Raw genomic sequence first — 20,982 nt, forward strand, 5'->3', positions numbered from 1 at the left:
ACCTAAAAAATTTTCGAAATTTTATCACAAGAAAGTTACACTATTATAAAAAAAACTAATTAAGCTTCAAAGCTTACAAGTTGACCGCGCTTCAGTTGCGCTATTTTTCCGCGGTACTTTCGGATATAAAATGCTTTTTGTTCAAAAGAGATGTTAGACGCTATATTGATCTTCTTAAGTTCTCGATCATAATATCTTGTCAAAAAGATAATAAGTTCAGCAGTTAAATCATCGCCACTTTTAAGCACTTTAACCATATCATCAACTAAAATAGCCATAAGTTCAGGAGCATCTGTTTTCCCCTCTAAAGCCATTGCAAATTCACGCGCATGAAACTGCAGCATCGAAGGCTCCAGCACATCCAAAACCGTATCTAAAAACTGAGGTTTTTCCAGTATAGTTTTAATTAAAGAGAGTTCCCACATATCTTTATGGGTATTTTTTTGTACTAACTCTTTTGGTTGTGAGTTTGTTTGATTTGTTATTTTTACGAGTGAAGGGGAAACTCCCAGTCCTCCTAAACGGGAAGCGAGATATGTTTTATACTCCTCTTGTAAAATAGGGCTGAGTGTTTTTAAGTATGCCACACCCTCCGCCATACAACGCTCTTTTTCTTTTGGATCTTTGAGATTGTAAAGCGATAATAACTCGTCTAATACAAATTCGATAAACGGCTTAGGGGTGTGAAAAATATCTGAAAGTTCATTGACACGTCCCTCTTTAACCATATCCGCAGGATCCAGACCACCCTCGAAAACAACAACCCCGCCGTTAAAACCTGCAGCACTCAGTAGTTTACTTGCCTTAAGTGCTGCTGCGCGTCCCGCTTTATCCCCGTCATACGCCATAATAACACGAGGAGAACCTTTTCTAAGAAGCGGTAAGTGTTCGTTTGTAAGAGCAGTTCCAAGCGTTGCAACCGCATTGTCAAAGCCTGCCTGATGCAACATAATTACATCTAAATAGCCTTCAGTGATTATAATCTCTGCTTTTTTGTAGATCGCCTGTTTTGCAATGTTATAGGCATATAAAAGACGTGACTTGTTAAAAAACTTTGTCTCTGGTGAATTCACATACTTTGCACTGTGTCCCGTAATCGTACGTCCGCCAAAACCTACAATAGAACCGTTAGCCGAGTAGATCGGAAAAGTGATACGCTCGATAAAACGTGCAAAACTCTGTCTTCGCTCAGGGTCATATCCAACCACACCGTATTCTACAGCTTCATTTAACGTAAACTGCTCTGATTGAAGATAGTTAATGCTCTCGTGTGACTTAGGTGCATATCCCAGACCAAACTTTTCAATGCTGCTCTCATAGATGCCACGCTCGTGAAGATATTTCATTGCGATCTGATTGTGTGACAGGAGGTTTTGATACCACTCGTTGAGCTTTTCCATAAGCTGTGAGCGTGGTTTGTTATTTTTGTTATCGGTATATGTCAGTGTAAAGTTGTACGATGAAGCTAGTTTTTCGATCGCTTCAGGGTATGTGAGCTTTTCATACTCCATAACAAACTTAATGCTGTCACCGCCGGCACCACATCCAAAACAGTGATAAATCTGTTTTGACGGGCTTACTACGAAAGAAGCTGTTTTTTCATCATGAAACGGACAAGGTGCTTTAAAATTTGCACCTGCCTTTTTCAGCTCTACATAGCTTCCGACAACATCAATAACATCAAGTCGTGCCTTTAAGGCTTCTATGGAATCTTGGGAAATCATAGAAGGATTATACTCATATGTCGATTAAAATCTTTTTATCACCGACTTAAAACTAAAATATAAAACAAATCCCCATAAAATTACACTTGAACTTATAGCAAGCAAGCCTGCTTCTTCATGCAGATGGATCATCTCCTGAACGGAGATATCTTTTAAAACGATATCCAAACCTAATCCAAAAAGTACAGAACCGACTACTATCGTTGAGAGATAAACGGCTAATGAAGTTTTTCCAAGCATCTCTTTGACAACACCGATAGTGACAGTATTGGTCGCCGGTCCTGCACTTAAAAATACAAAAGCCGCTCCGGGTGAAACACCTGCGAGCATAAGTCCTGCAGCGATAGGCAATGAAGCTGTCGCACAAACATACATAGGCACGGCAATAATAATCACTATAATATAAGACAACCAAGTATATTCAAGGAGTATTTCACTTAAATTTTGGGGAATAGCTACCGTAATTAGAGCCCCTACCAAAAGTCCTACCAATAATGACGGGGCAATATCACCAAGCAAGGTAACAAATGCATACCTGAACATCCCTTTTATCGAAAACTTTGTTTTTTGAGTATTAGAAGAGGATGAACAACAACTCCCGCTACTGCAACAGCTTTGAACTTCTGCAGTCTTTTGTATTGTCTGCGGATTAAGAGAGAAACTTGCCGTCTTCGCCTCTGCTTGTGTTGTAAAAAGCTCTTTTTTGGTATAGAAATTTGCAATGATTCCGGCAATGATCGAAATAATTACCGAAGTGATAACACGATAAATCGTAAAAGCCCATCCAAACATCCCGTAAGTGGCCAAGATCGAATCTACTCCCGTAATCGGTGTCGAGATCAAAAACGAGAGTACCGAGCCGTTACTAGCTCCGCTTTTTTTAAGACTTGCGGCAAGAGGGATGACACCGCAGGAACATACAGGCAGAGGAATTCCAAAAACTGCCGCTTTTATAACGGAACCTATAGAGTTTTTGCCTAAATGATTTTTTACAATTGTTTCAGGAACTACTTCATGTAAAAAACCGGCAAAGATAAGCCCAAATAAAATATACGGAGCCATCTCATTGCTCAGTTCAAATAAAGTAGTAAAAAAAAGTGTCAAAAACTCCATCAATTTCCTTTAAAAATTTATGTTAAAATTCAAAATTACAACATCATATTTTAAAAACAGTAAAGGCTTCCTTATGAATTTAGAGGTATTTGATTTTTTTAGCAAACTAGAACCAAAGACAAAAGAGTACCTCAAGATGAGACTCCATCCCATAGAGGTACCTGAGAATACAACTCTTTTTTTTCAAGATGATATCTGTGACAGTATCTTATTTTTAACTTCGGGAGAAATAGAACTTGTAAAGCATATAGACGAAAATGAAACAAAGCAACTGTATACTCTTAAAGCAGGAGAACAATGCATCGTAAATATTGCTTCAACTCTTTCGCAAACTCCGGCTCTAGCAAGTGCTACGACAACAACACCGATTGAGGGTTATATCATCGATATGTACTCTTTAAAAGATCTAATGAGAATGAGTGAAGTGTATCAAGGTTATGTGTTTTCACTTTACAAGGTAGAATGCTAATTTGTCATTTTTTAGTTTTTTCGTTATAATTCCAGTTCAAAATTTTTACAGAAAGTGGGTGATGTGATATGCCAGGTATTATGCTACGCACAGATGATAATTTTGATGCAGCTTATAGACGTTTCAAAAAGCAGACTGACCGTAACCTTATCGTTACTGAAGCTCGTGCTCGTCGTTTCCACGAAACTGAAACTGAAAAGCGTAAAAAATTCAAAATTGCATCTCGCAAGAAAATGCTTAAACGTCTTTATATGATGAGACGTTACGAATCACGCCTGTAATATAAGCCTTCGGGCTTATATACCTCTAAAAACCTTTTAATTTTCCCCTAACATTATAATCAACATTCAAACTTCAACTTTTAAAGATTGTACTTTTTATATAACTGTAGTTTCCATCTTCTTTAGATATATCACCATATCTTCAAACTCATCACCTAGTTCGCAGCGTATATCATTTATGTGAGCATCAATAAATGTCGGTGTAAATTCAACTTGAGACAGCGGTACAAGGGTCTCAAATGTTATCCCCAACTGATCAAAACAGTAGTCAAAGTCTGTGATCTCTTCTTGATTAGCAATCTCAATAGCATGAGTAATTGCCTGTATATTAAGTCTCATCACTAAAAGCTGTATCTCTTGCTCTGATAAATTTTCAAGAGCACTTGCCAAACCATTGATGATATAATCATATATGATTCTAGATAGTACGATCTGTCTTTTAGTTTTTAATGACAATTCTTCCATTGGATCACTTTATTGTTAAAATCTTCCCGTAATTTCGTTATACATATCAAGTGCATAACGGTCGCTCAGTCCCGCTATATAATCAGCTACAACACGATGTTTTTTTCTCTCTTGTAATTGCTCGTAATAAAACTTAGGCAACATTTTCGGCTCTTCCATAAGCCCTTTGTACAAGCCTTTAATTGCCTGTGAACCCGCATACATCTTACGGACGATGTCTTTATGCTCATACATCTTTACATGAAGCAGTTTTTTTAGTTTTTTGATCTTTGTTTCAAGCTCTTTTTCATACCCTATAGGAAACTCTTCCTTATCTTCTACTCTTTGCTGTGAATATTCAAGAAGTGAATACACAAGGTGATTGATCATGTGTGAGCTGAATCTATAACGAAACATTTCGTCATTTTCACTACCAACCCCTTCTTGTGCAACTTTTTCAAGTATTTCACATACCAGTTCACTCTCTTTTAAATCATCAAAAGAGATAAGTCCTGAATGAACTCCGTCGTCAATATCATGACTGATATACGCAATCTCGTCCGCACGGTCAACAATCATAGCTTCATATGTAGGATGTTTTTCAAGATCAAAGTATTTATCTACCACATCCGGGATAAAAGATTTTCTATAAGGATAGGAATGTTTCAATATTCCTTCTAGAGTTGCAAATGTCAAGTTAAGCCCGTCAAAATTTTTATAACGTTTTTCTAACTTGGTAACAACTCGAAAACTTTGAAAGTTGTGTTCAAAACCGTTATTAAAACCGTCAGCTTTTAAACACTCATCTAAAGTATCACCGCCGACATGTCCAAAAGGAGTATGACCGAGATCGTGTGAAAGAGCTATAGCTTCTGCTAAAGATTCATTGAGTCCAAGTTCTGAGGTGATTGATCGGGCAATTTGAGAGACCTCGATCGAATGAGTGAGGCGAGTACGGAAAAAATCACCTTCGTGATTTAAAAATACCTGCGTTTTGTATTCTAGTTTTCTAAAGCTGCCAGAGTGGATAATTCTATCCCTGTCTCTGGCAAAGGGATTTCTAAAATCTTTGTCGATCTTATAAAATCTGTCTGTGAGTTCCATTACGCTTTTTTAATAAACTCTGTTTTTAAGAATATTTTTGTTCCGTTTACACGTCCTTCGATGTGTGTAGGATCATTAGGAGCAAGTGCAATTCTAGTAACTGTTGTACCGCGTTTTGCAGTAAATCCGGCACCTTTAACCTCTAAGTCTTTCATAATTACAATACTGTCACCGGCATGCAGTTCAACACCGTTACAGTCTTTATAAACTAACTTGTTAGCTTCTGCATTGATCGCTTGATCAGCCAGTTTTTGCTCTTCCTCTTCTAGATACATCATATCAACCATATCTTGACGTCCAAGTTTGTTTAGTAAAATGTAGCTAAGAACTTTCACTGCCGATGTTTCGCTCCACATAGAGTCATTTAGGCAGTTAAAGTGGTTATCATCTAGATCACCACTCTCAATCTGTCCTTTACAAGTAGCACACACGTATACGCTTTGTTCTTCACTACCGTCACTAACAGGTAGTTCCATTAACGTTACGTCTTCATTACTTCCACATAATTCACATACTTCGCTTCTTGCCATATTTTTTATTCTCCCGTCTTATCAAATTCTATATCTTTATTCGATACTTTTTTATCTTCACTAACTTTATGAAATGCCTTGTCGGCCTCTTCTTCGTTATATGCTCTACACTCTTGAGGGATCTCGCCGCTTTCTGTATTTACCTTATCACACATAGTACCTGTCACTGTAAAGTACGAACAGCCACTAAAAAAAAGTAATCCTAAAAGAAGTAATTTAACCATAATTTTTCCTATTTATTTTTTACAATGAGATCAATATATTTTTTCGGAGTAGCAGCTTTCATTGCCTCAGCTAACCATCTGATTTGAAAGTATGCCGCACCACTGTCTCTTAAAGTAAAATAGTTTTTCAAACTTCTTAAGTTAAATGTTACAACCATATCAACTTTCACGTTGTCAGAGATGATATGTTTAAAGGCATCCCCTACATTGCGCTTTTTCTTTCCTGCTTCTAATGCTTCGTAAAGCTTCTGTGCATCACTGCTAAACTCTTCAATAAAACCTAAAGAGCTCTTTGCAACAGCAATAGAAAGAAAATCTTCCACTTTTTTTGATTGAAACAATAATTTGTCATACATAGCACCGATCTCTAAACGATTGTAGTCTTCATCAGCTGTTACAAACATATCATAAGAAAGTACTTTTTGGATAAAAAATTCTTTGTCCCCACCGTAAAGTGAAGCTACAAATGCATTAATAATGCTGCTCATCGTGTAACGAGTACTTCTTACACTAATTGCTTGAAGTCTGTGTCTCGCATGTTCTTGTAAAACACCTCGGCTTGTTCCCCTAACTAAGTAAGAGAGATTAGCATGTTCTAAAATAGAATGGTGGAAATAGGTCCACGCCAGATCATCAAGTAAAGCAGAATCTTCAATAGTGTTGAGCTCATCTTTCATGCTCTCATCCGGTAAGATGTTGCGTATAGATTTAATAACCTCGTTTTCACTGTTTTCAAAGCTATCGTAACATGTCCTCGCTGCCGCTTCAGCTACTCCTATACCGGTATCCTGTAGAAGCACTACCTCAGGTTTTGTATATTTGATCCCGTAAATCTCTTCCATTCTTCATATCCTCAAACATGCGATGGTGTATTCTACTATAATAAATATTAAATTATTTAACGACACCGTTGAGAATCGGAACAAAATCACAATCCTCCAATTCCTCTTCGATAATCCGCTCACCCCTTTTCATAAAACGGGTAATTACTTGCTTGTTTCCTTTTTGCATCGGAGCGACCAAAATCCCGTCATCTGCAAGTTGATCAAAAAGTTTTGCAGGGATCTCTTTAGCCGTCGCCGAAAATAAAATACGGTCATAAGGTGCATACTGAATCCAGCCATTTTGCCCGTCATCCGTGCGTGCATGAATATTATTAAGTCCCAGATCACGAAAACGCTTTTTAGCTTCGAGGATCAAACTCTCAATTCTCTCGATCGTAAAAACACCGCGAAAAAGATGTGAGAGAACAGCTGCTTGATATCCGCTTCCGCAACCCACTTCTAAAACTCTGTCAGCACCTCTAGGAATAAGATATTCCGTCATTTTTGCAACTGTCAATGGAGAACTTATGTATTGATTAGAACCTATCGGTAACGCATCTAATTTATATGCATTATGACGGAATCCCATTGGAACAAATGCTTCCCTATCTGTTAAAGCTATTGCTTTTTTCACATCCTCATCTAAACCGCCGATTTTTGCATCGCAATCCTCAGCCAACTTTGCCGTTTTTGTTGCCTTTATCCTGTCTAACACCTATTTTATTCCTACATCCAAATATCGTCTCATTATTGAGATCTCTTTTTTCTTATACTCTTGCTCTAAGCAAGGCGTATTCCCGTTTCTACTCTCTATTCCCTGTGGCGTAATTATCCCGCTTAATGCACTGCAGGCATATTCTGCGGAATCACTTGCACAAACATAACACTGATTGATAATTGCTAATGTTTGCGTAAGAGCTCTAAAGTGTTCACTTCTGGATTTACCCCACCAAGCTGGGATTGCAATAACATCTGCACCCTCACATTTTTGCCATAATTCTTTAAAGCGAAGCTCAAAACAAATGAGCAATGCAAGTTTTACCCCTGCAATTTCGATAATCTCAAAATCATCATCGCTTCCCTCTTGCATATACTTATGCTCATCACCTAACTTAAAAAGTCTTGCTTTTGCCCTTTGGTATACTAACTCACCGTTAGCAAATACCTTTGCCATATTAAATACTTGACCTTCAATGAGTTCTAACATAGTAAGGATAACAATCTTGTTTTGTGAGTGTTTTTGAATTTGAGATGTAAAATATGAAGCGCTTGCAACAGCATGATCTAAATTATCATAATCAAATCCTGTAAGACACACTTCCGGTGCTGTCACTAAAGAGTTTTCTTCTATATTTTTGAGCTGCTGTAAAAACTCTTCAAGATTTTTTTCATAATCTGAAGAGGTTTTTAATGAGAGAGTTACGAGATTTTTTACTTGCAAGTTTTAGAAATCGTCATCAAATGTCAAACTACCTTTTGAATAGTTTGTAACATTTCCTTCAAAGAAGTTTGTTTTTTGATCATTAAATCTTGAGAAATCATCTACCCATTTGATTGGATTTTCTACATTGTAAAGTTTTTCAAATCCAACAGACACAAGTCTGTCATCTGCTAAGAACTTAATATACTGCTCAACAATAGCGTCAGTTAAACCTAGAATCTGTCCCTGAGTTATGTATTTACCCCATTCGACTTCAAGCTCTACCGCTTGTTTAAACATCTCAATCACTTCCGCTTTTAGTGTTTCTGTAAAAAGATCAGGACGTTCTTTTCTAAGTGTATTGATAAGGTTTTTAAATAAAGCCAAGTGAGTTACTTCATCACGTTGAATAAAACGGATCATTTGCGCTGAACCTAACATTTTTCCTGAACGTGCAAGTGTATAGATATATGTAAAACCACTATAGAAATAAATACCTTCTAAGATTTGGTTAGCAAAACACGCTTTTACAAAGTTTGATTCTGTTGGATTTTTTGCAAGTTCTAGATACACTGCTGCAATTGCATCATTTTTGTGTTTTAGCATCATATCACGGCGCCATAGTTCATAGATCTCCGCCGAATTTGTTGAAATCGAGTCAACCATAACTGCATAACTTTGAGAATGAAGAGCTTCTTCAAAAGATTGACGCACTAAAATAAGGTTGATCTCCGGAGATGTTACATATGGATTGATATTATCGATAAGATTGTTTGTTTGCAGAGAATCCATAAAAATAAGTTGTGAAAGTGCTTTATCGTACGCTGTTTTTTCAGCTGTTGTTAGATTTTTATAATCATTTACATCTTTAGTCATATCAACTTCTTTTGGAAACCATGTGTTATTTAACATAACCTCCCAAAGGTTATATGCCCATTGATATTTGATGTTGTTTAATTCAAAAATCCCTGTCGGATTTCCACCAAATATTCTTCTATCGTTAACATTTTCTTTTGTATCTGGATTATATATTTTTTTTCTATCCATAATTATGCACTCCAACTTTTAATGTATAAAATTATAGCTTTGTAAGTTTAAAATGAAGCTTTTAAAAAAAGAAAAAATTTTGTAGATTTATAAGAGGAGATTATCTCGAAATATCAAAAGCAATATTTCGAGATAAAAGAGGAATTATATTTAGATAAAGTTTATTTCTCTACTTTATTTATTTTTTCCTCATCATATCTATAGTTTTTAGCAATATCATCAGCTTCTTTTTCAGCAGACTTCATAAGTTCATCGCTAAACTCACCTGCAGTATGACCAGTTTCGTGAGAATATACAATATAAATACCTATTAAAATAACTAAAAGTGCTAATTTTGGATGATTATTTTGATAAAAATTAAATGCAAGAAGTGCCAATAATACAAGCGGACCTAAATAAAGTAAAGTATCCATACAATCCCCCTTTAAACATTTTATGGGATAAAGTATATCATAGATCGGTATCTCCTCCTAATAATTTAGAGGAGATACATCAAGAGAGTTATTTAGTTTTTCTAGACTCTCTACGGCGTTCCGCTTCAGTTAAGTATCTTTTACGGATACGGATGTTTTCAGGAGTAACTTCAAGAAGTTCATCATCTTCGATCCACTCTAGTGCACGCTCTAGAGACATATCACGTGGTGGAACAAGTTTAATAGCTTCATCAGCACCTGATGAACGTACATTTGATTGCGCTTTACCTTTAATTGCATTTACAACTAAGTCATTATTTCTTGAGTGCTCACCAACAATCATACCTTCGTATACTTTTGTTTGCGGAGTAATAAATAATACACCACGATCTTGAAGGTTAAATAATGAATATGCTAACGCTTCACCATTTTCCATAGAGATAAGTGCACCGTATGAACGTGATTCAACGCTTCCAGAATATGGACGGAACTCTAAGAAAGAGTGGTTCATTACACCCTCACCTTTTGTATCTGTTAGGAATTGTCCACGGAAACCGATAAGTGCACGTGCAGGGATTTCAAACTCGATACGTTGGAAACCTGAACCCATTGGAACCATTGATTTCATTTCAGCTTTACGTTTACCAAGTCTCTCAATTACAGTACCGCCTAATTCTTCAGGAACGTCAATTACAAGGTGCTCGAAAGGCTCACATTTAACGCCTTCGATCTCTTTAACAATAACTTCCGGACGAGAGATACTGAATTCATACCCTTCACGTCTCATGTTTTCAGCAAGAACAGTGATTTGAAGTTCACCACGTCCACTTACTTTAAATTTACCCTCACCGATAACTTCTAACTTCATCGCAACGTTCGTACGCATTTCAGCTTCAAGTCTGTCTTTTAGTTTATTTGAAGTAACGTGTTTACCCTCTTGACCTGCAAGTGGAGAATCGTTTACTGCATAAACAACAGTAAGTGTTGGCTCTTCAATGTGCATTGGATCAAGTGCTACCGGATTAACAGGATCACAAACAGTATCACCAACATCAACAGTTTCCATACCAGCGAAAGCAACAATGTCGCCAGCTTCAGCTTGGTCAATCTCCATACGGTTAAGACCGTGGAAACCGATCAGTTTTGTAATACGTCCTTTTACGATCTCGCCGTCAGCTTTTGCAAGAGCTACTTGATCACCTTTGTTAACTGTACCGTTGAAGATACGGCTGATACCGATTTTACCTACATAGTTATCATAGTCAAGTGTAAATACTTGCGCTTGGAAATCGTTATCTGCACTTCCTTCCGGCTCAGGAATCTCATTGAGAATAGTCTCAAAAATACATTCGAAGTCACCATCTGGCTCTTCCATGTCTAATTTTGCGATTCCGTTACGAGCAGCAGCATAAATGATAGGGAAATCAAGTTGATCATCAGTTGCATCCATATCAGAAAAAAGGTCAAACATCTCATCTACAACACGCTCTGGTTCAGCTGAAGGTTTGTCAATTTTATTAATAACAACGATAGGTTTTTTACCAAGTGCTAGCATCTTTTTAACAACAAATTTTGTTTGAGGCATAACACCTTCATACGCGTCAACAAGTACTAAAACACCGTCAACCATTTTAAGAACACGTTCAACTTCTCCACCAAAGTCGGCGTGACCCGGAGTATCGATAATGTTAATTTTATGATCTTTATATCTGATTGCCGTGTTTTTAGAAAGAATCGTGATACCACGCTCTTTTTCTAGAGCGTTGCTATCCATCGCTCTTTCATCATGATGTTCGTGAGAACCAAATGTACCAGATTGCTCTAAAAGCCCATCAACCAAAGTTGTTTTACCGTGGTCAACGTGTGCAATAACTGCAATGTTTCTAATCTTTTGCAAGTGTGTTCCTTTTTAAGGCTAAATATTTTCGCAATTATACCCTAATTTAGGTTAGAAACTTGTAAAAATATGTTATACTCATTCAATAAGTAGTTTATTTTTTTCTTTTAAAAACCCCAAAAACATATATTTTTTGACCTATTCTTTTATAAATCAAACTTAAAAATAATTAGAAAGTCAGTGATGCAAAAAATTCAATATCCCATTATTTTAAACATTATCTTTGAAAAGTTAAATCTGTTCGGTATAAAACCTGTGATTATTGGTGGTTATATACGTGATCATTTACTTCAAAACGATTCAAAAGACATAGATATTGAACTTTATAACGTTGAAAACATCGATCAAGTAGAAGATATTCTCAAAGAATTCGGTAGTGTAAACGAAGTAGGTAAGGCATTTTGTGTTATTAAACTCAATATTGAAGATCTTGATCTCGATTTTTCACTTCCAAGGATCGATAGTAAAATAGGATCCGGGCATCGCGGCTTTAAAATAACAACCGATTCGCATCTTGATTTCAAAACTGCTACTAGCAGACGAGACTTTACGATCAATGCTGTAGGATATGATGTTATTGAGCACAAACTGCTTGACCCATTCGGCGGTATTGAGGATCTGACTAACAAACAACTAAAAGCGGTAGATCTCAATAAATTTGCCGAAGATCCGCTACGTGTATTTCGGGCAATACAGTTTGCCTCAAGGTTTGAACTGGAGATTGATGAAAAGCTTTTACATCTATGTAAAATAATGGTAGATAACAATCAACTAAACTTTTTATCTAAAGAGAGAATCTTTGCAGAAATTGAAAAACTTCTTTTAAAATCTAAAAATCCTTCAAGTGGTTTTATTTTTCTAAAAAATATTGGTCTCTTTAAAATGTTCGTGGAGTTTAATACTCTCAGTCATGAAGAGTTTATTGAAGTTATTACATTACTGGACAACTATAAAAGATCTTCTGAATTTACTAACAAACTCTCACTCATAACCATGTTTGTCATTCTCACCTCAAAGTTTCAAATAAGGGATATAGAGATTTTTTTACACCGTCTGACAGACGATAAAGAGATTATTCATAAAGTACTCAATATCCATAATTTTATAAGGACTCCGAGTTATACTCTGTCAATGAGGATTGATAAAAAAGTATTAGAAAGCTATCTTCAATCAATTCAAATGAAAAACTATAAAGCATTTATGGATATGGTAGAACCAAAAATAAAAGGGAAAGATCTTATAGCTCAGGGAATTAAACCCTCTGTAGAATTTTCAGAAATTTTGGAGGAAAAATACCAAAAACAGATAAAAGGCTATTTATCGTAAGTCTAACGTTTTTTCTATGCTATTGATTTTATAAACGTTTTCTATCGCTGTTTCTATCGCTTTTATTAAACGTGAGTGATAGATATCTTTTTGCTCATCATCATAATCGTTTATGATATCTCTATAAGTTTCTACAAACTGCTGCATCAACTCTATTGCTGTGACAGAAATTTTTATTGAACCTGCAGCTAACAAAACTAACTCGAAAGCTTTTTTCTTTTTAGAATCCGTATCGTCGGCTTTGAGGTAAAGTTCCCCTTTCTCATTGAGAGGAGTAACAAGCTTTTTTAATACTTCGTTCAAGCCGATTGCAGAGAGTTCAAAGTCTTTCATGCCGTTTTTGACATAAAGCCTCATATCACTCAAATTCATTTTGGAAATTTTATCAATCATTTTTGGATCAATACTTCCCTTTTTATGGAAAACATTTTTTATCGATCCAAAAATATTTTTCATCATCTTACTAACTTTGAATAATTTTAGAACTATCAATCTCTATAACAGTATGTACGTTTCCTCTTGGTTTGAAATCAGCTGTTAATTTCATATATTTAGGCTTGATCTTATTATATATTACATCGTAAATTTCATTTGCTGAATTTTCATGAGAGATATAACGTCCCATAAATGAGTTGATATAAAGCTTCAATGCTTTAAGTTCTACAACATATTCATCCGGCGTGTATTCCAAATAAATTGTAGCAAAATCCGGATATCCGCTTCTTGGACAAAGTGCCATAAATTCCGGTAAAGTTACTTTTATAAGATACTCTTTTTTATTTTCGTTAGGCCAGATCTCAAGATCTTTTTCAACGTCAAACTCACGTATCTCTTTTTCTCCATATTTCATATTAAACCCCTATTTTTCGTAAAACTTATCAATTTCAGATATATATCTGCCTTGGATAAAATCTATACCTAATTCATTAACCAAATTATATCCATCTTTCTCTTCAATATTTTTTATCCAAGTTTTTATATTTTTATCATGTGCCATCTTATTAAAACCGTCAAGTATATTTTTACTTTTTTCCATCTTCTCATAACGGGAATAATAAGTATCAAAACGGATGAAGTCTATATCTAGTTCTCTGAGATATAAAAAACTTGTATGAATCGAACCTATTCTATCTATTCCTACAGATATATTGTATTCTTTTAAAGAGTGAATAATAGTGTTATATCTGTTAGTATGTGAAAAATATTCCATCTCATATAACACAAAAATGATTCCCAAATTTTTCTTATCTTTCATAAGCTCTTTTACTTTAGACAAGAACTTTTCATTTCTCAAAGTTGTAGGAAAAATATTTATAGCAACTTTTCCTTCATTGCCGCATAAAGAGACTATATGTTCAAAAACCATTAAATCATATTCGACACCGAGTCCAAATTTGTTAATTATTTTTATAAATGTTTTTGGAAAAATATATTTTCCGTTATTAGCTTTTAATTTAACAAAACACTCTTTAAAACGTTCATTTTTTCCTATAACATCTTGCGAGCTGATTAATAGTTTACTATTCTTGATTGCACCGATAACCATAGATTCTAACTCATTAGGATCAATATTATCTTCTTTAGTATTCTCTTTTGATAATCTATTTCCTTCTTGAATCTCAAGAAGGTTTTCAAGAAGATAGTCTAAATTTTTAGAGTAGTTTATATCTGTGATACCGCCTGATATCTTTACCTCTATATCACCTACTTTGAACTCTACACTTTTAAGGCACATAAGGTCTAAAACTGTTTTATAGTCCTCTTTATTTCCATCCAAACCTACTAAAAAATCTCCGCCTCTAAAATGACCTATAGGAAATCCTTCGATTCCCTCGTTTTTAAGATAATCAGCAATCCATCTAGCAACTTTTTTTAAAACTTTATCCCCGTTTTTTATTCCATATAGATTATTGATATCACCTAAATTATCTATACTGATTAAAATCAGAGTGTAATGTTTTTTCTTTTTTATTTCCGATTTTAAATACTTAAATAGATATTCACGTGCAAATGTTTTTGTAACGTCATCCGTAATTTTTACGTTAAAACCATTATATATGAGATAAAAAATAAAATAGACTGTAAAAACTAAAAGGAAAATTGCTTCAATATAAAATGAAGGTTCTAACGTAGTATAGTTTGTTATAAGAGTGTGGGAAATAAAAGCGACAATAAGTGCAAAGATAGGAAGTCCCATTCTAAGCGCTAACTTAAAACGGTATTCCCTCTCTTTTGTTTGTGGTAAAAGCATTATACGTCTAGATGTTTTACATCTTTTGCATGAGTTTCAATATAGTTTCTACGAGGTTCAACTTCATCACCCATAAACAGTGTAAATGCATCTGAAGCAGCCTCTGCATCATCTATAGTTACTTGAAGAAGTACACGATTCTCAGGAGTCATAGTTGTTTCCCATAATTGATCAGGATTCATCTCACCAAGACCTTTGTAACGTTGAATATATGCACCTTTTTTCGCATAATCTTTAATATCTTCTAGTACTTCTAAAACATCTTTGTCAAAAGAGATATCCCAGTCGTTGATCTTTCTGTAAACATAATCAGCTTCACTAAAGTGTGGTGCAGCGAAAAGTTCATCATTTACTAATAACTCTTCCATCCCACCTTCAGTTTGAACAAACAGATGAATCTCGTTTGTTTCTTCATTAAGTGTATGTGTAAGAATATTATTATTGATTGAATCCAAGAAAGTTTTAATATCTTCAAACATATCTTTTGCCGGCTTAGCAATGATATCCGGATTTTCAATAAAATGACGGATCAGTTTAACTAATGCATAACGACGTTCTAGTGCTTCTAATGATCCTGCATAATGATCAACCATTTTGAAAAATGCTACAAGATCGTTATGTCCTACACCCTCGATCTCTAAAGACTCAACACCGTTGTCGATTAAATAATCATTCATGATACGATCATCTTTGAAATAGATCTCTTTTTTACCTTTTTTGTAACGATAAAGAGGTGGCTGTGCAAGATATAAATAACCGTTTTCTACAATATTTCTAAAATAACGGAAGAAGAATGTAAGTAACAATGTCTGGATGTGACTACCATCAACATCGGCATCGGTCATGATAATGATTTTGTGATAACGCAGTTTTTCTTCATTATACTCTTCGCCGATACCACAACCCATAGCAGTGATCATGTTAGTAATCTCATCAGACTTTAAGATCTTGTCTAAACGCGCTTTTTCAACATTTAAGATCTTACCTTTAAGCGGTAAAATTGCTTGGAAAACACGATCACGTCCCATTTTAGCCGAACCGCCCGCAGAATCCCCTTCCACCAGGTAAAGTTCACAGATAGAAGCATCTTTACTTTGACAATCAGCCAGTTTACCAGGAAGTGTTCCAACACTCATAACATCTTTACGACGTGTTAGCTCTCTTGCTTTTTTTGCAGCTTCACGACCGCGAGCAGCCATCAGTGCTTTAGCAACGATCGCTTTTGCTTCAATCGGATTTTCTTCAAAATACTTGCTTAACGCTTCACCTGTGGCTTTTTGAACTAGTGGACGTACATAAGTATTTCCTAGTTTTCCTTTTGTTTGACCTTCAAATTGAGGTTCAGGTACACGAACTGAAACGATTGCAATAAGACCCTCTTTAACATCATCACCAGAGATCTTTACATCTTTCTCTTTCGCAGCACCGTTATTTGCATTATATGTTGAGATAACACGCGTTAAACCAGCTCTAAAACCAGCTTCGTGAGTACCACCGTTTGGAGTACGGATATTATTTACAAATGAAGCAAATTTTTCATCATAAGCATCGTTGTACATGAAAGCAACATCGTATTCGATATCTTCAGCTTTTCCTGTATAGAAGAAAACAGGTGCAACTGTTTGCTTTTTATTCATATCTTCAACATATTGAGAGATACCACCTTCAAAGTGATACACCTCTTTTTGTCCGCTTCTTTCGTCGTTAAATTTGATAGTGATAAATGGATTTAAGTATGCTAGTTCTTTAAATCTTTTTGCTAAATATTCATATTCAAAAGTTACAGTTTCTGTAAAGATCGAAGGATCGGCACTAAATTCAATTGTAGTACCAGATTTTCTTGTTGTTCCTGTAACTTCTAAAGCTTGTTGTGGGATACCTTTTTTAAAGTCTTGCTCATGGATCTGACCGTTTCTGTGAATAGTCATATGAAGATCAGATGAAAGTGCATTTACAACAGATACACCAACCCCGTGAAGACCACCAGAAACTTTATAAGTATCTTTATCGAACTTACCACCGGCATGAAGAACTGTTAAAACAACAGTAGCCGCACTCATACCTTCTGTCGGGTGCATATCTGTCGGAATACCACGACCATTATCTTGTACACGACATTTCCCATCTTTTGTAAGTGTTACTTCAATAGTATCACAATGTCCTGCCATTGCCTCATCGATAGAGTTATCAATAACTTCATATACTAAGTGATGAAGACCTCTGTGACCTGTATCTCCAATATACATACCAGGACGTTTACGAACAGCTTCTAAACCTTTTAGAACCTTAATGTTACTAGCACCGTAATTTTGTTCCATTTATTTACTCCAAATACTACTAATTTAGCATAATTATAGATATTCTATCGAAAAAAATATAAAAGTTAGATTTATAGGGTTTTATAAGTAAAATATATCTATTTTTAAAATTCTATATTCAATACTATGCCAAAATCTTGTTCTTTAGCTATTATTGGTCGTGCTTGATATATATAAATTTCTTGTTGTTTTATTGAATGCATAGGCTGATAGGTTTCAAATTTTACAGTAACATGAAGATCAAAAGTATCACTTAGACTATTAGAAATACTTCCTATTGGGTTTAATAAAAAATAACTGATATTTCCTAAAACTTTAGAGTTAAGTACTCTTCCTTCATTTTTATCAATCTTTTTTTCTAAACTATAAAAATATTCACCAAAAAATAAACCAAGAATGGGTGTAGAGATAAGATCTTGCCATGAGGGAATTTCTGCAACCGACTCATAACCATATTCCCACATAAACGTTGATAAGAAAGCAGAATATAAAAATGAACCTTCCTTAGATATTCCGTAATCTCTTGCTGCCATATAGTACCATGCACCAGTAAAAGAATGTCCTACATAGTTGACAACAAAACTATCTTTGTCCCATACAGGACCTTTTTTTATATTATTCTCCCATCTTTGACCAAGAGATTTTTTTCTTAATTCACTTTTATCCCATTTTGAAACTGATTCAGGTAAAAGGTAAATAACACCAACTGATCCAATCATGAGTATTTGAGTATAAAACGTACTTTCCGCTAATCTTCTTTGAGGTTGTGTTAATTGTTTGTTTATATTGATATTTTTGGGACTGTAATCTGTTTTTTGTTCAAGAAAAGTGTATGTAGGTTTTAGTAATAAATTTTTGTTGTAGAGTTTAATTTTTTTATTTATATTATCGGGATTTAAATTGACATTTTCACTCCCGTATAAAAAAATATACGAAAGTAAAAAAAGAGGTAAAAAAAATTTTGCCATGAATGCAATTTATTAGATAACGATTGGCATTACCACTGTTATAAAATTTTCATCACTTAAAATAAACGGAAGATTTCCTTCATTTAATTTCATAGTAAACTCTGAAGAGTTGATAGAATTTAAGAAATCAAGTAAATATCTTGAATTAATAGCTATCGAGAACGGTTCAGAAAAACCTGTTGAAATAGAGATTTCCGTTTTAGCTTCGATATTGTCATCACTTAAAGACTCAAAAGTGATGCCATTGCTAGAAAACGTGATTTTCACATCTGTAGAGATTGTAGTGATTTGTTTGATAGAATCTATCATATTTGCTTTTGGTAAAACAAGATTGTATTTTGTTTCTTTAGGGATAATTCTAGAATATTCAGGGAATTTTCCGTTAATAAGTTTTGTAAAGAACGTGTATTGGTTAGAGTGAATAATCAAGTTTGTTTGATCGTAATAAAGTTCAATATTGTCAAAAAACAGTTTTTGAATTTCAACAATAGCCTTTTTAGGGATGATAATTGAAAGTTGATTATCACTGCTGTTAGTAATATTTACAACAGCTAGTCTTCTTGTATCTGTAGAAGCAAAGTTAATTGAATCGTTTTGAATATCTATAAGAGCACCGTTTAATTCAAACTTTGGATTGTTTGTGTCGATTGCAGGTGTGATCTTTTTTAATGATTCGATTAAAGTATGTGACTCAATAGAGATACGTGATTTGTTTTCATATGTTGGGAATTCAGGAAAATCTTCATGTGAAAAAGTTGGTAGTTTGAATTTAGAACTTCCTTGTTCAATATGAAGCATACCGTTTCTAACTTCTAAATTAATATTTCCATCTTTTAAAATTCTTACAATGTCCAAGAATTTCTTACCGTTAGAAGTGATGCTACCTTCTTGTTCAATATTGATATCGTTAATTGTTACTAAGAAACCTATTTCATAATCTGTAGCTTTTAGAGTAAGTTGATTATTACTAGCATTTAAAAAGACATGAGATGTAATTTGTGAAGTATCTTTTTTTTCTAAGAAAGGTCCAGCATGAATAAGTATATTTTCAAGTATAGATTTCGATATAGTAATTTTCATATAAATTTCCCTATATATTTATATTTTTTTAGTAGTTAGTAGTAGGTGATCGTGAATATGTGAAAACAGATTCAAAACCGCTATAAACCAGTACTTTATTGATGTGATGAAAATTTTTTTTCTATTCACATCTGTTCACTTTTATAATTATATCTTTTTTTTTACAAAACTACGAAGAAGATGAAAGTTTATTTGTGAGTTCGTCAATTTTCACTTTGAAATCTTCATCATTTTCTATGAGTTCCGTAATCTTTTTAATCGTATGTGAAATAGCCGTATGATCTTTCATACCAAAGTACTGAGCGAGCTGAGGCATCGTATTTTGTGTAAGTTCACGGCAAAGATAAATAGAGATTCTTCGTGCATACACAAGATTTTTAGCACGTCCTTTTGAACGAATCTCACTTGGTTTAATATTGAGATCTTTTGCCACTACATTAGTGATAGTATCTAAAGTTAGGTTTTGACGGTTTTCTTTGATTTGATCTTTTAAAACATTTTTAGTAAATTCAAGATCGATATCCACATGCATCAATTGTGAATAAGCATGAAGTTTTGAAAGGATACCTTCTATCTCACGAACGTTACTTTCAATAACAGTTGCTATGTAATTTACGATCTCGTTAGAGAGTTTAACTTTGTTGATTTCACATTTTTTCTTGATGATCGCAATTTTTGTCTCTAGCTCAGGCGGTTGAATATCGGCAACAAGTCCCCATTCAAAGCGGCTTTGAAGACGCGCTTCAAGACCTGCAATTTTTTTAGGATGCTTATCGGCCGTAAGGATGATCTGCTTGCCTGCACCTTTAAGTGCTTCAAATGTATGGAAGAATTCCTCTTGGATACCTTCTTTGTTAGAAAGAAATTGGATATCATCAATCAGGAGTACGTCACATTTTCTGTACTTCTCTTGAAATCTGTCCATTGTTTTGTTTTTCACATGGCGGATGAAATCATTTAAAAACTGCTCAACCGTAGCGTAGATAACAACTTTACCGCTGTTTTGAAAAACGTTACCTGCTGCTTGCATAAGGTGGGTTTTTCCAAGACCTACACCACCGTAGATAAATACGGGATTATAAACTTTTCCTGGATTTTCACTTACACTTTTGATCGCAGCATAGGCAAACTGGTTAGAACCTCCGACCATAAAGTTGTCAAATGAATAAGAGGGATTAAGAAGTGAACTGGTTTTATTGGCAATCTCTTTGGCAGCTTTTACTTTCTTTGTTGTCTGCGCAGATTTTAGCGTGATGCTGATAGTAACTTTGTTTCCCGTCTTGATTTCAAAAAGGTGTGCCAGTTTATCAGTATATTTGTTTTTGATCCAATTCACAACAAGTGCATTTTGTGCATAAAAAACGGCCAAGTCACTTGAAGATTTTTTCACATCATATTCAAGATGTTTGATATATCTGTTATATTCCAGTTCAGTTATCTCATTTTTGAGCTCTTCTAAAACCTCTTGACCTATATTCACATTTCACTCGCTTATTTCAATATTATATGTGAATATTATCTATTTGAACCATAAAATAGGGTTAAAATG

22 protein-coding genes are annotated in these 20,982 nt (G+C 34.6%); 3 read left to right on the forward strand and 19 right to left on the reverse strand.

Features of this window, described 5'->3' with window-relative positions; genetic code table 11:
• Positions 1–59: 59 nt before the first annotated feature.
• Entirely contained in the window at positions 60–1,724 is a 1,665-nt protein-coding gene (gene dnaG / locus P6N22_RS07270) for a DNA primase (protein ID WP_280331602.1), read from the reverse strand.
• Between the two features lie 24 nt (positions 1,725–1,748).
• Positions 1,749–2,837: an SO_0444 family Cu/Zn efflux transporter gene (locus P6N22_RS07275; protein ID WP_280331604.1), complete on the reverse strand. Its 1,089-nt coding sequence runs from the start codon at positions 2,835–2,837 to the stop codon at positions 1,749–1,751.
• A gap of 73 nt (positions 2,838–2,910) precedes the next feature.
• Between P6N22_RS07275 and P6N22_RS07280 the strand changes: the two genes are divergently transcribed.
• Positions 2,911–3,306 (forward strand): cyclic nucleotide-binding domain-containing protein, encoded by a 396-nt coding sequence (locus tag P6N22_RS07280; protein ID WP_280331606.1) that lies wholly within the window; start codon positions 2,911–2,913, stop codon positions 3,304–3,306.
• A 68-nt stretch (positions 3,307–3,374) separates the two neighbouring features.
• Entirely contained in the window at positions 3,375–3,587 is a 213-nt protein-coding gene (gene rpsU, locus P6N22_RS07285; protein WP_280331608.1) for a 30S ribosomal protein S21, read from the forward strand.
• A 96-nt stretch (positions 3,588–3,683) separates the two neighbouring features.
• Here the strand turns inward: rpsU and P6N22_RS07290 are convergent, their stop codons facing one another.
• From P6N22_RS07290 to typA, 10 genes are all read right to left on the reverse strand, one after another.
• On the reverse strand, positions 3,684–4,052 hold the full coding sequence (locus tag P6N22_RS07290; RefSeq protein ID WP_280331610.1) for a hypothetical protein: 369 nt from the start codon (positions 4,050–4,052) through the stop codon (positions 3,684–3,686).
• Between the two features lie 15 nt (positions 4,053–4,067).
• A complete protein-coding gene (dgt, locus tag P6N22_RS07295) occupies positions 4,068–5,135 on the reverse strand; it encodes a dGTP triphosphohydrolase (protein WP_280331612.1) in 1,068 nt (355 codons plus the stop codon).
• Positions 5,135–5,665 carry an alkylphosphonate utilization protein gene (locus tag P6N22_RS07300; RefSeq protein WP_280331614.1) on the reverse strand — a complete coding sequence of 177 codons (531 nt, stop codon included), beginning with the start codon at positions 5,663–5,665 and terminating at the stop codon, positions 5,135–5,137. The genes dgt and P6N22_RS07300 overlap by 1 nt, the downstream gene beginning before the upstream one ends.
• Before the next feature lie 5 nt (positions 5,666–5,670).
• Entirely contained in the window at positions 5,671–5,889 is a 219-nt protein-coding gene (locus tag P6N22_RS07305; RefSeq protein ID WP_280331616.1) for a hypothetical protein, read from the reverse strand.
• 8 nt (positions 5,890–5,897) lie between these two features.
• Positions 5,898–6,731, reverse strand: coding sequence for an FAD-dependent thymidylate synthase (locus tag P6N22_RS07310; RefSeq protein ID WP_280331618.1), 834 nt, complete (start codon positions 6,729–6,731; stop codon positions 5,898–5,900).
• A gap of 52 nt (positions 6,732–6,783) precedes the next feature.
• Complete coding sequence (locus P6N22_RS07315; RefSeq protein ID WP_280331620.1) at positions 6,784–7,428, reverse strand: protein-L-isoaspartate(D-aspartate) O-methyltransferase; 645 nt, start codon at positions 7,426–7,428, stop codon at positions 6,784–6,786.
• On the reverse strand, positions 7,429–8,154 hold the full coding sequence (locus P6N22_RS07320; protein ID WP_280331622.1) for a carbon-nitrogen hydrolase family protein: 726 nt from the start codon (positions 8,152–8,154) through the stop codon (positions 7,429–7,431).
• A gap of 3 nt (positions 8,155–8,157) precedes the next feature.
• Positions 8,158–9,180 (reverse strand): ribonucleotide-diphosphate reductase subunit beta, encoded by a 1,023-nt coding sequence (locus tag P6N22_RS07325; protein WP_280331623.1) that lies wholly within the window; start codon positions 9,178–9,180, stop codon positions 8,158–8,160.
• 161 nt (positions 9,181–9,341) lie between these two features.
• Complete coding sequence (locus tag P6N22_RS07330) at positions 9,342–9,593, reverse strand: hypothetical protein (RefSeq protein ID WP_280331625.1); 252 nt, start codon at positions 9,591–9,593, stop codon at positions 9,342–9,344.
• 88 nt (positions 9,594–9,681) lie between these two features.
• On the reverse strand, positions 9,682–11,490 hold the full coding sequence (typA, locus tag P6N22_RS07335; protein ID WP_280331627.1) for a translational GTPase TypA: 1,809 nt from the start codon (positions 11,488–11,490) through the stop codon (positions 9,682–9,684).
• 183 nt (positions 11,491–11,673) lie between these two features.
• On the opposite strand from typA, the gene P6N22_RS07340 reads away from it, so the two are divergent.
• A complete protein-coding gene (locus P6N22_RS07340) occupies positions 11,674–12,816 on the forward strand; it encodes a CCA tRNA nucleotidyltransferase (RefSeq protein WP_280331629.1) in 1,143 nt (380 codons plus the stop codon).
• Here the strand turns inward: P6N22_RS07340 and P6N22_RS07345 are convergent.
• The 7 genes from P6N22_RS07345 to dnaA form a co-directional block, all read right to left on the reverse strand.
• Positions 12,808–13,275 (reverse strand): hypothetical protein, encoded by a 468-nt coding sequence (locus tag P6N22_RS07345; protein ID WP_280331630.1) that lies wholly within the window; start codon positions 13,273–13,275, stop codon positions 12,808–12,810. The genes P6N22_RS07340 and P6N22_RS07345 overlap by 9 nt on opposite strands.
• Before the next feature lie 4 nt (positions 13,276–13,279).
• Positions 13,280–13,666: a preQ(1) synthase gene (gene queF / locus P6N22_RS07350; protein WP_280331632.1), complete on the reverse strand. Its 387-nt coding sequence runs from the start codon at positions 13,664–13,666 to the stop codon at positions 13,280–13,282.
• 9 nt (positions 13,667–13,675) lie between these two features.
• Positions 13,676–15,067, reverse strand: a complete 1,392-nt coding sequence (locus P6N22_RS07355) for an EAL domain-containing protein (RefSeq protein WP_280331634.1) — start codon at positions 15,065–15,067, stop codon at positions 13,676–13,678.
• A complete protein-coding gene (gene gyrB, locus P6N22_RS07360) occupies positions 15,067–17,385 on the reverse strand; it encodes a DNA topoisomerase (ATP-hydrolyzing) subunit B (RefSeq protein WP_280331636.1) in 2,319 nt (772 codons plus the stop codon). Before gyrB ends, P6N22_RS07355 begins: the two co-directional genes overlap by 1 nt.
• 104 nt (positions 17,386–17,489) lie before the next feature.
• A complete protein-coding gene (locus tag P6N22_RS07365; RefSeq protein WP_280331637.1) occupies positions 17,490–18,353 on the reverse strand; it encodes a DUF3943 domain-containing protein in 864 nt (287 codons plus the stop codon).
• Positions 18,354–18,365: 12 nt separating this feature from the next.
• The gene (gene dnaN / locus P6N22_RS07370; protein ID WP_280331639.1) at positions 18,366–19,433 is read right to left on the reverse strand and encodes a DNA polymerase III subunit beta; all 1,068 of its coding nucleotides are present in this window, start codon (positions 19,431–19,433) and stop codon (positions 18,366–18,368) included.
• Positions 19,434–19,602: 169 nt separating this feature from the next.
• The gene (gene dnaA / locus P6N22_RS07375) at positions 19,603–20,913 is read right to left on the reverse strand and encodes a chromosomal replication initiator protein DnaA (RefSeq protein WP_280331641.1); all 1,311 of its coding nucleotides are present in this window, start codon (positions 20,911–20,913) and stop codon (positions 19,603–19,605) included.
• Between the last annotated feature and the right edge of the window lie 69 nt (positions 20,914–20,982).

The sequence above is a fragment of the Sulfurimonas sp. C5 genome (assembly GCF_029872055.1).
Classification (GTDB): Bacteria; Campylobacterota; Campylobacteria; order Campylobacterales; family Sulfurimonadaceae; genus Sulfurimonas.

Bases quoted from the DNA above. Each gene is read 5' to 3' on its own strand.
- P6N22_RS07345 (WP_280331630.1), bottom strand. From the start codon at position 13,275: ATGATGAAAAATATTTTTGGATCGATAAAAAATGTTTTCCATAAAAAG.
- dnaG (WP_280331602.1), bottom strand. From the start codon at position 1,724: ATGATTTCCCAAGATTCCATAGAAGCCTTAAAGGCACGACTTGATGTT.
- P6N22_RS07280 (WP_280331606.1), top strand. From the start codon at position 2,911: ATGAATTTAGAGGTATTTGATTTTTTTAGCAAACTAGAACCAAAGACA.
- P6N22_RS07275 (WP_280331604.1), bottom strand. From the start codon at position 2,837: ATGGAGTTTTTGACACTTTTTTTTACTACTTTATTTGAACTGAGCAAT.
- P6N22_RS07290 (WP_280331610.1), bottom strand. From the start codon at position 4,052: ATGGAAGAATTGTCATTAAAAACTAAAAGACAGATCGTACTATCTAGA.
- P6N22_RS07305 (WP_280331616.1), bottom strand. From the start codon at position 5,889: ATGGTTAAATTACTTCTTTTAGGATTACTTTTTTTTAGTGGCTGTTCG.
- P6N22_RS07310 (WP_280331618.1), bottom strand. From the start codon at position 6,731: ATGGAAGAGATTTACGGGATCAAATATACAAAACCTGAGGTAGTGCTT.
- P6N22_RS07325 (WP_280331623.1), bottom strand. From the start codon at position 9,180: ATGGATAGAAAAAAAATATATAATCCAGATACAAAAGAAAATGTTAAC.
- P6N22_RS07330 (WP_280331625.1), bottom strand. From the start codon at position 9,593: ATGGATACTTTACTTTATTTAGGTCCGCTTGTATTATTGGCACTTCTT.
- gyrB (WP_280331636.1), bottom strand. From the start codon at position 17,385: ATGGAACAAAATTACGGTGCTAGTAACATTAAGGTTCTAAAAGGTTTA.
- P6N22_RS07340 (WP_280331629.1), top strand. From the start codon at position 11,674: ATGCAAAAAATTCAATATCCCATTATTTTAAACATTATCTTTGAAAAG.
- P6N22_RS07365 (WP_280331637.1), bottom strand. From the start codon at position 18,353: ATGGCAAAATTTTTTTTACCTCTTTTTTTACTTTCGTATATTTTTTTA.
- rpsU (WP_280331608.1), top strand. From the start codon at position 3,375: ATGCCAGGTATTATGCTACGCACAGATGATAATTTTGATGCAGCTTAT.
- P6N22_RS07355 (WP_280331634.1), bottom strand. From the start codon at position 15,067: ATGCTTTTACCACAAACAAAAGAGAGGGAATACCGTTTTAAGTTAGCG.
- dnaN (WP_280331639.1), bottom strand. From the start codon at position 19,433: ATGAAAATTACTATATCGAAATCTATACTTGAAAATATACTTATTCAT.
- queF (WP_280331632.1), bottom strand. From the start codon at position 13,666: ATGAAATATGGAGAAAAAGAGATACGTGAGTTTGACGTTGAAAAAGAT.
- dgt (WP_280331612.1), bottom strand. From the start codon at position 5,135: ATGGAACTCACAGACAGATTTTATAAGATCGACAAAGATTTTAGAAAT.
- P6N22_RS07300 (WP_280331614.1), bottom strand. From the start codon at position 5,665: ATGGCAAGAAGCGAAGTATGTGAATTATGTGGAAGTAATGAAGACGTA.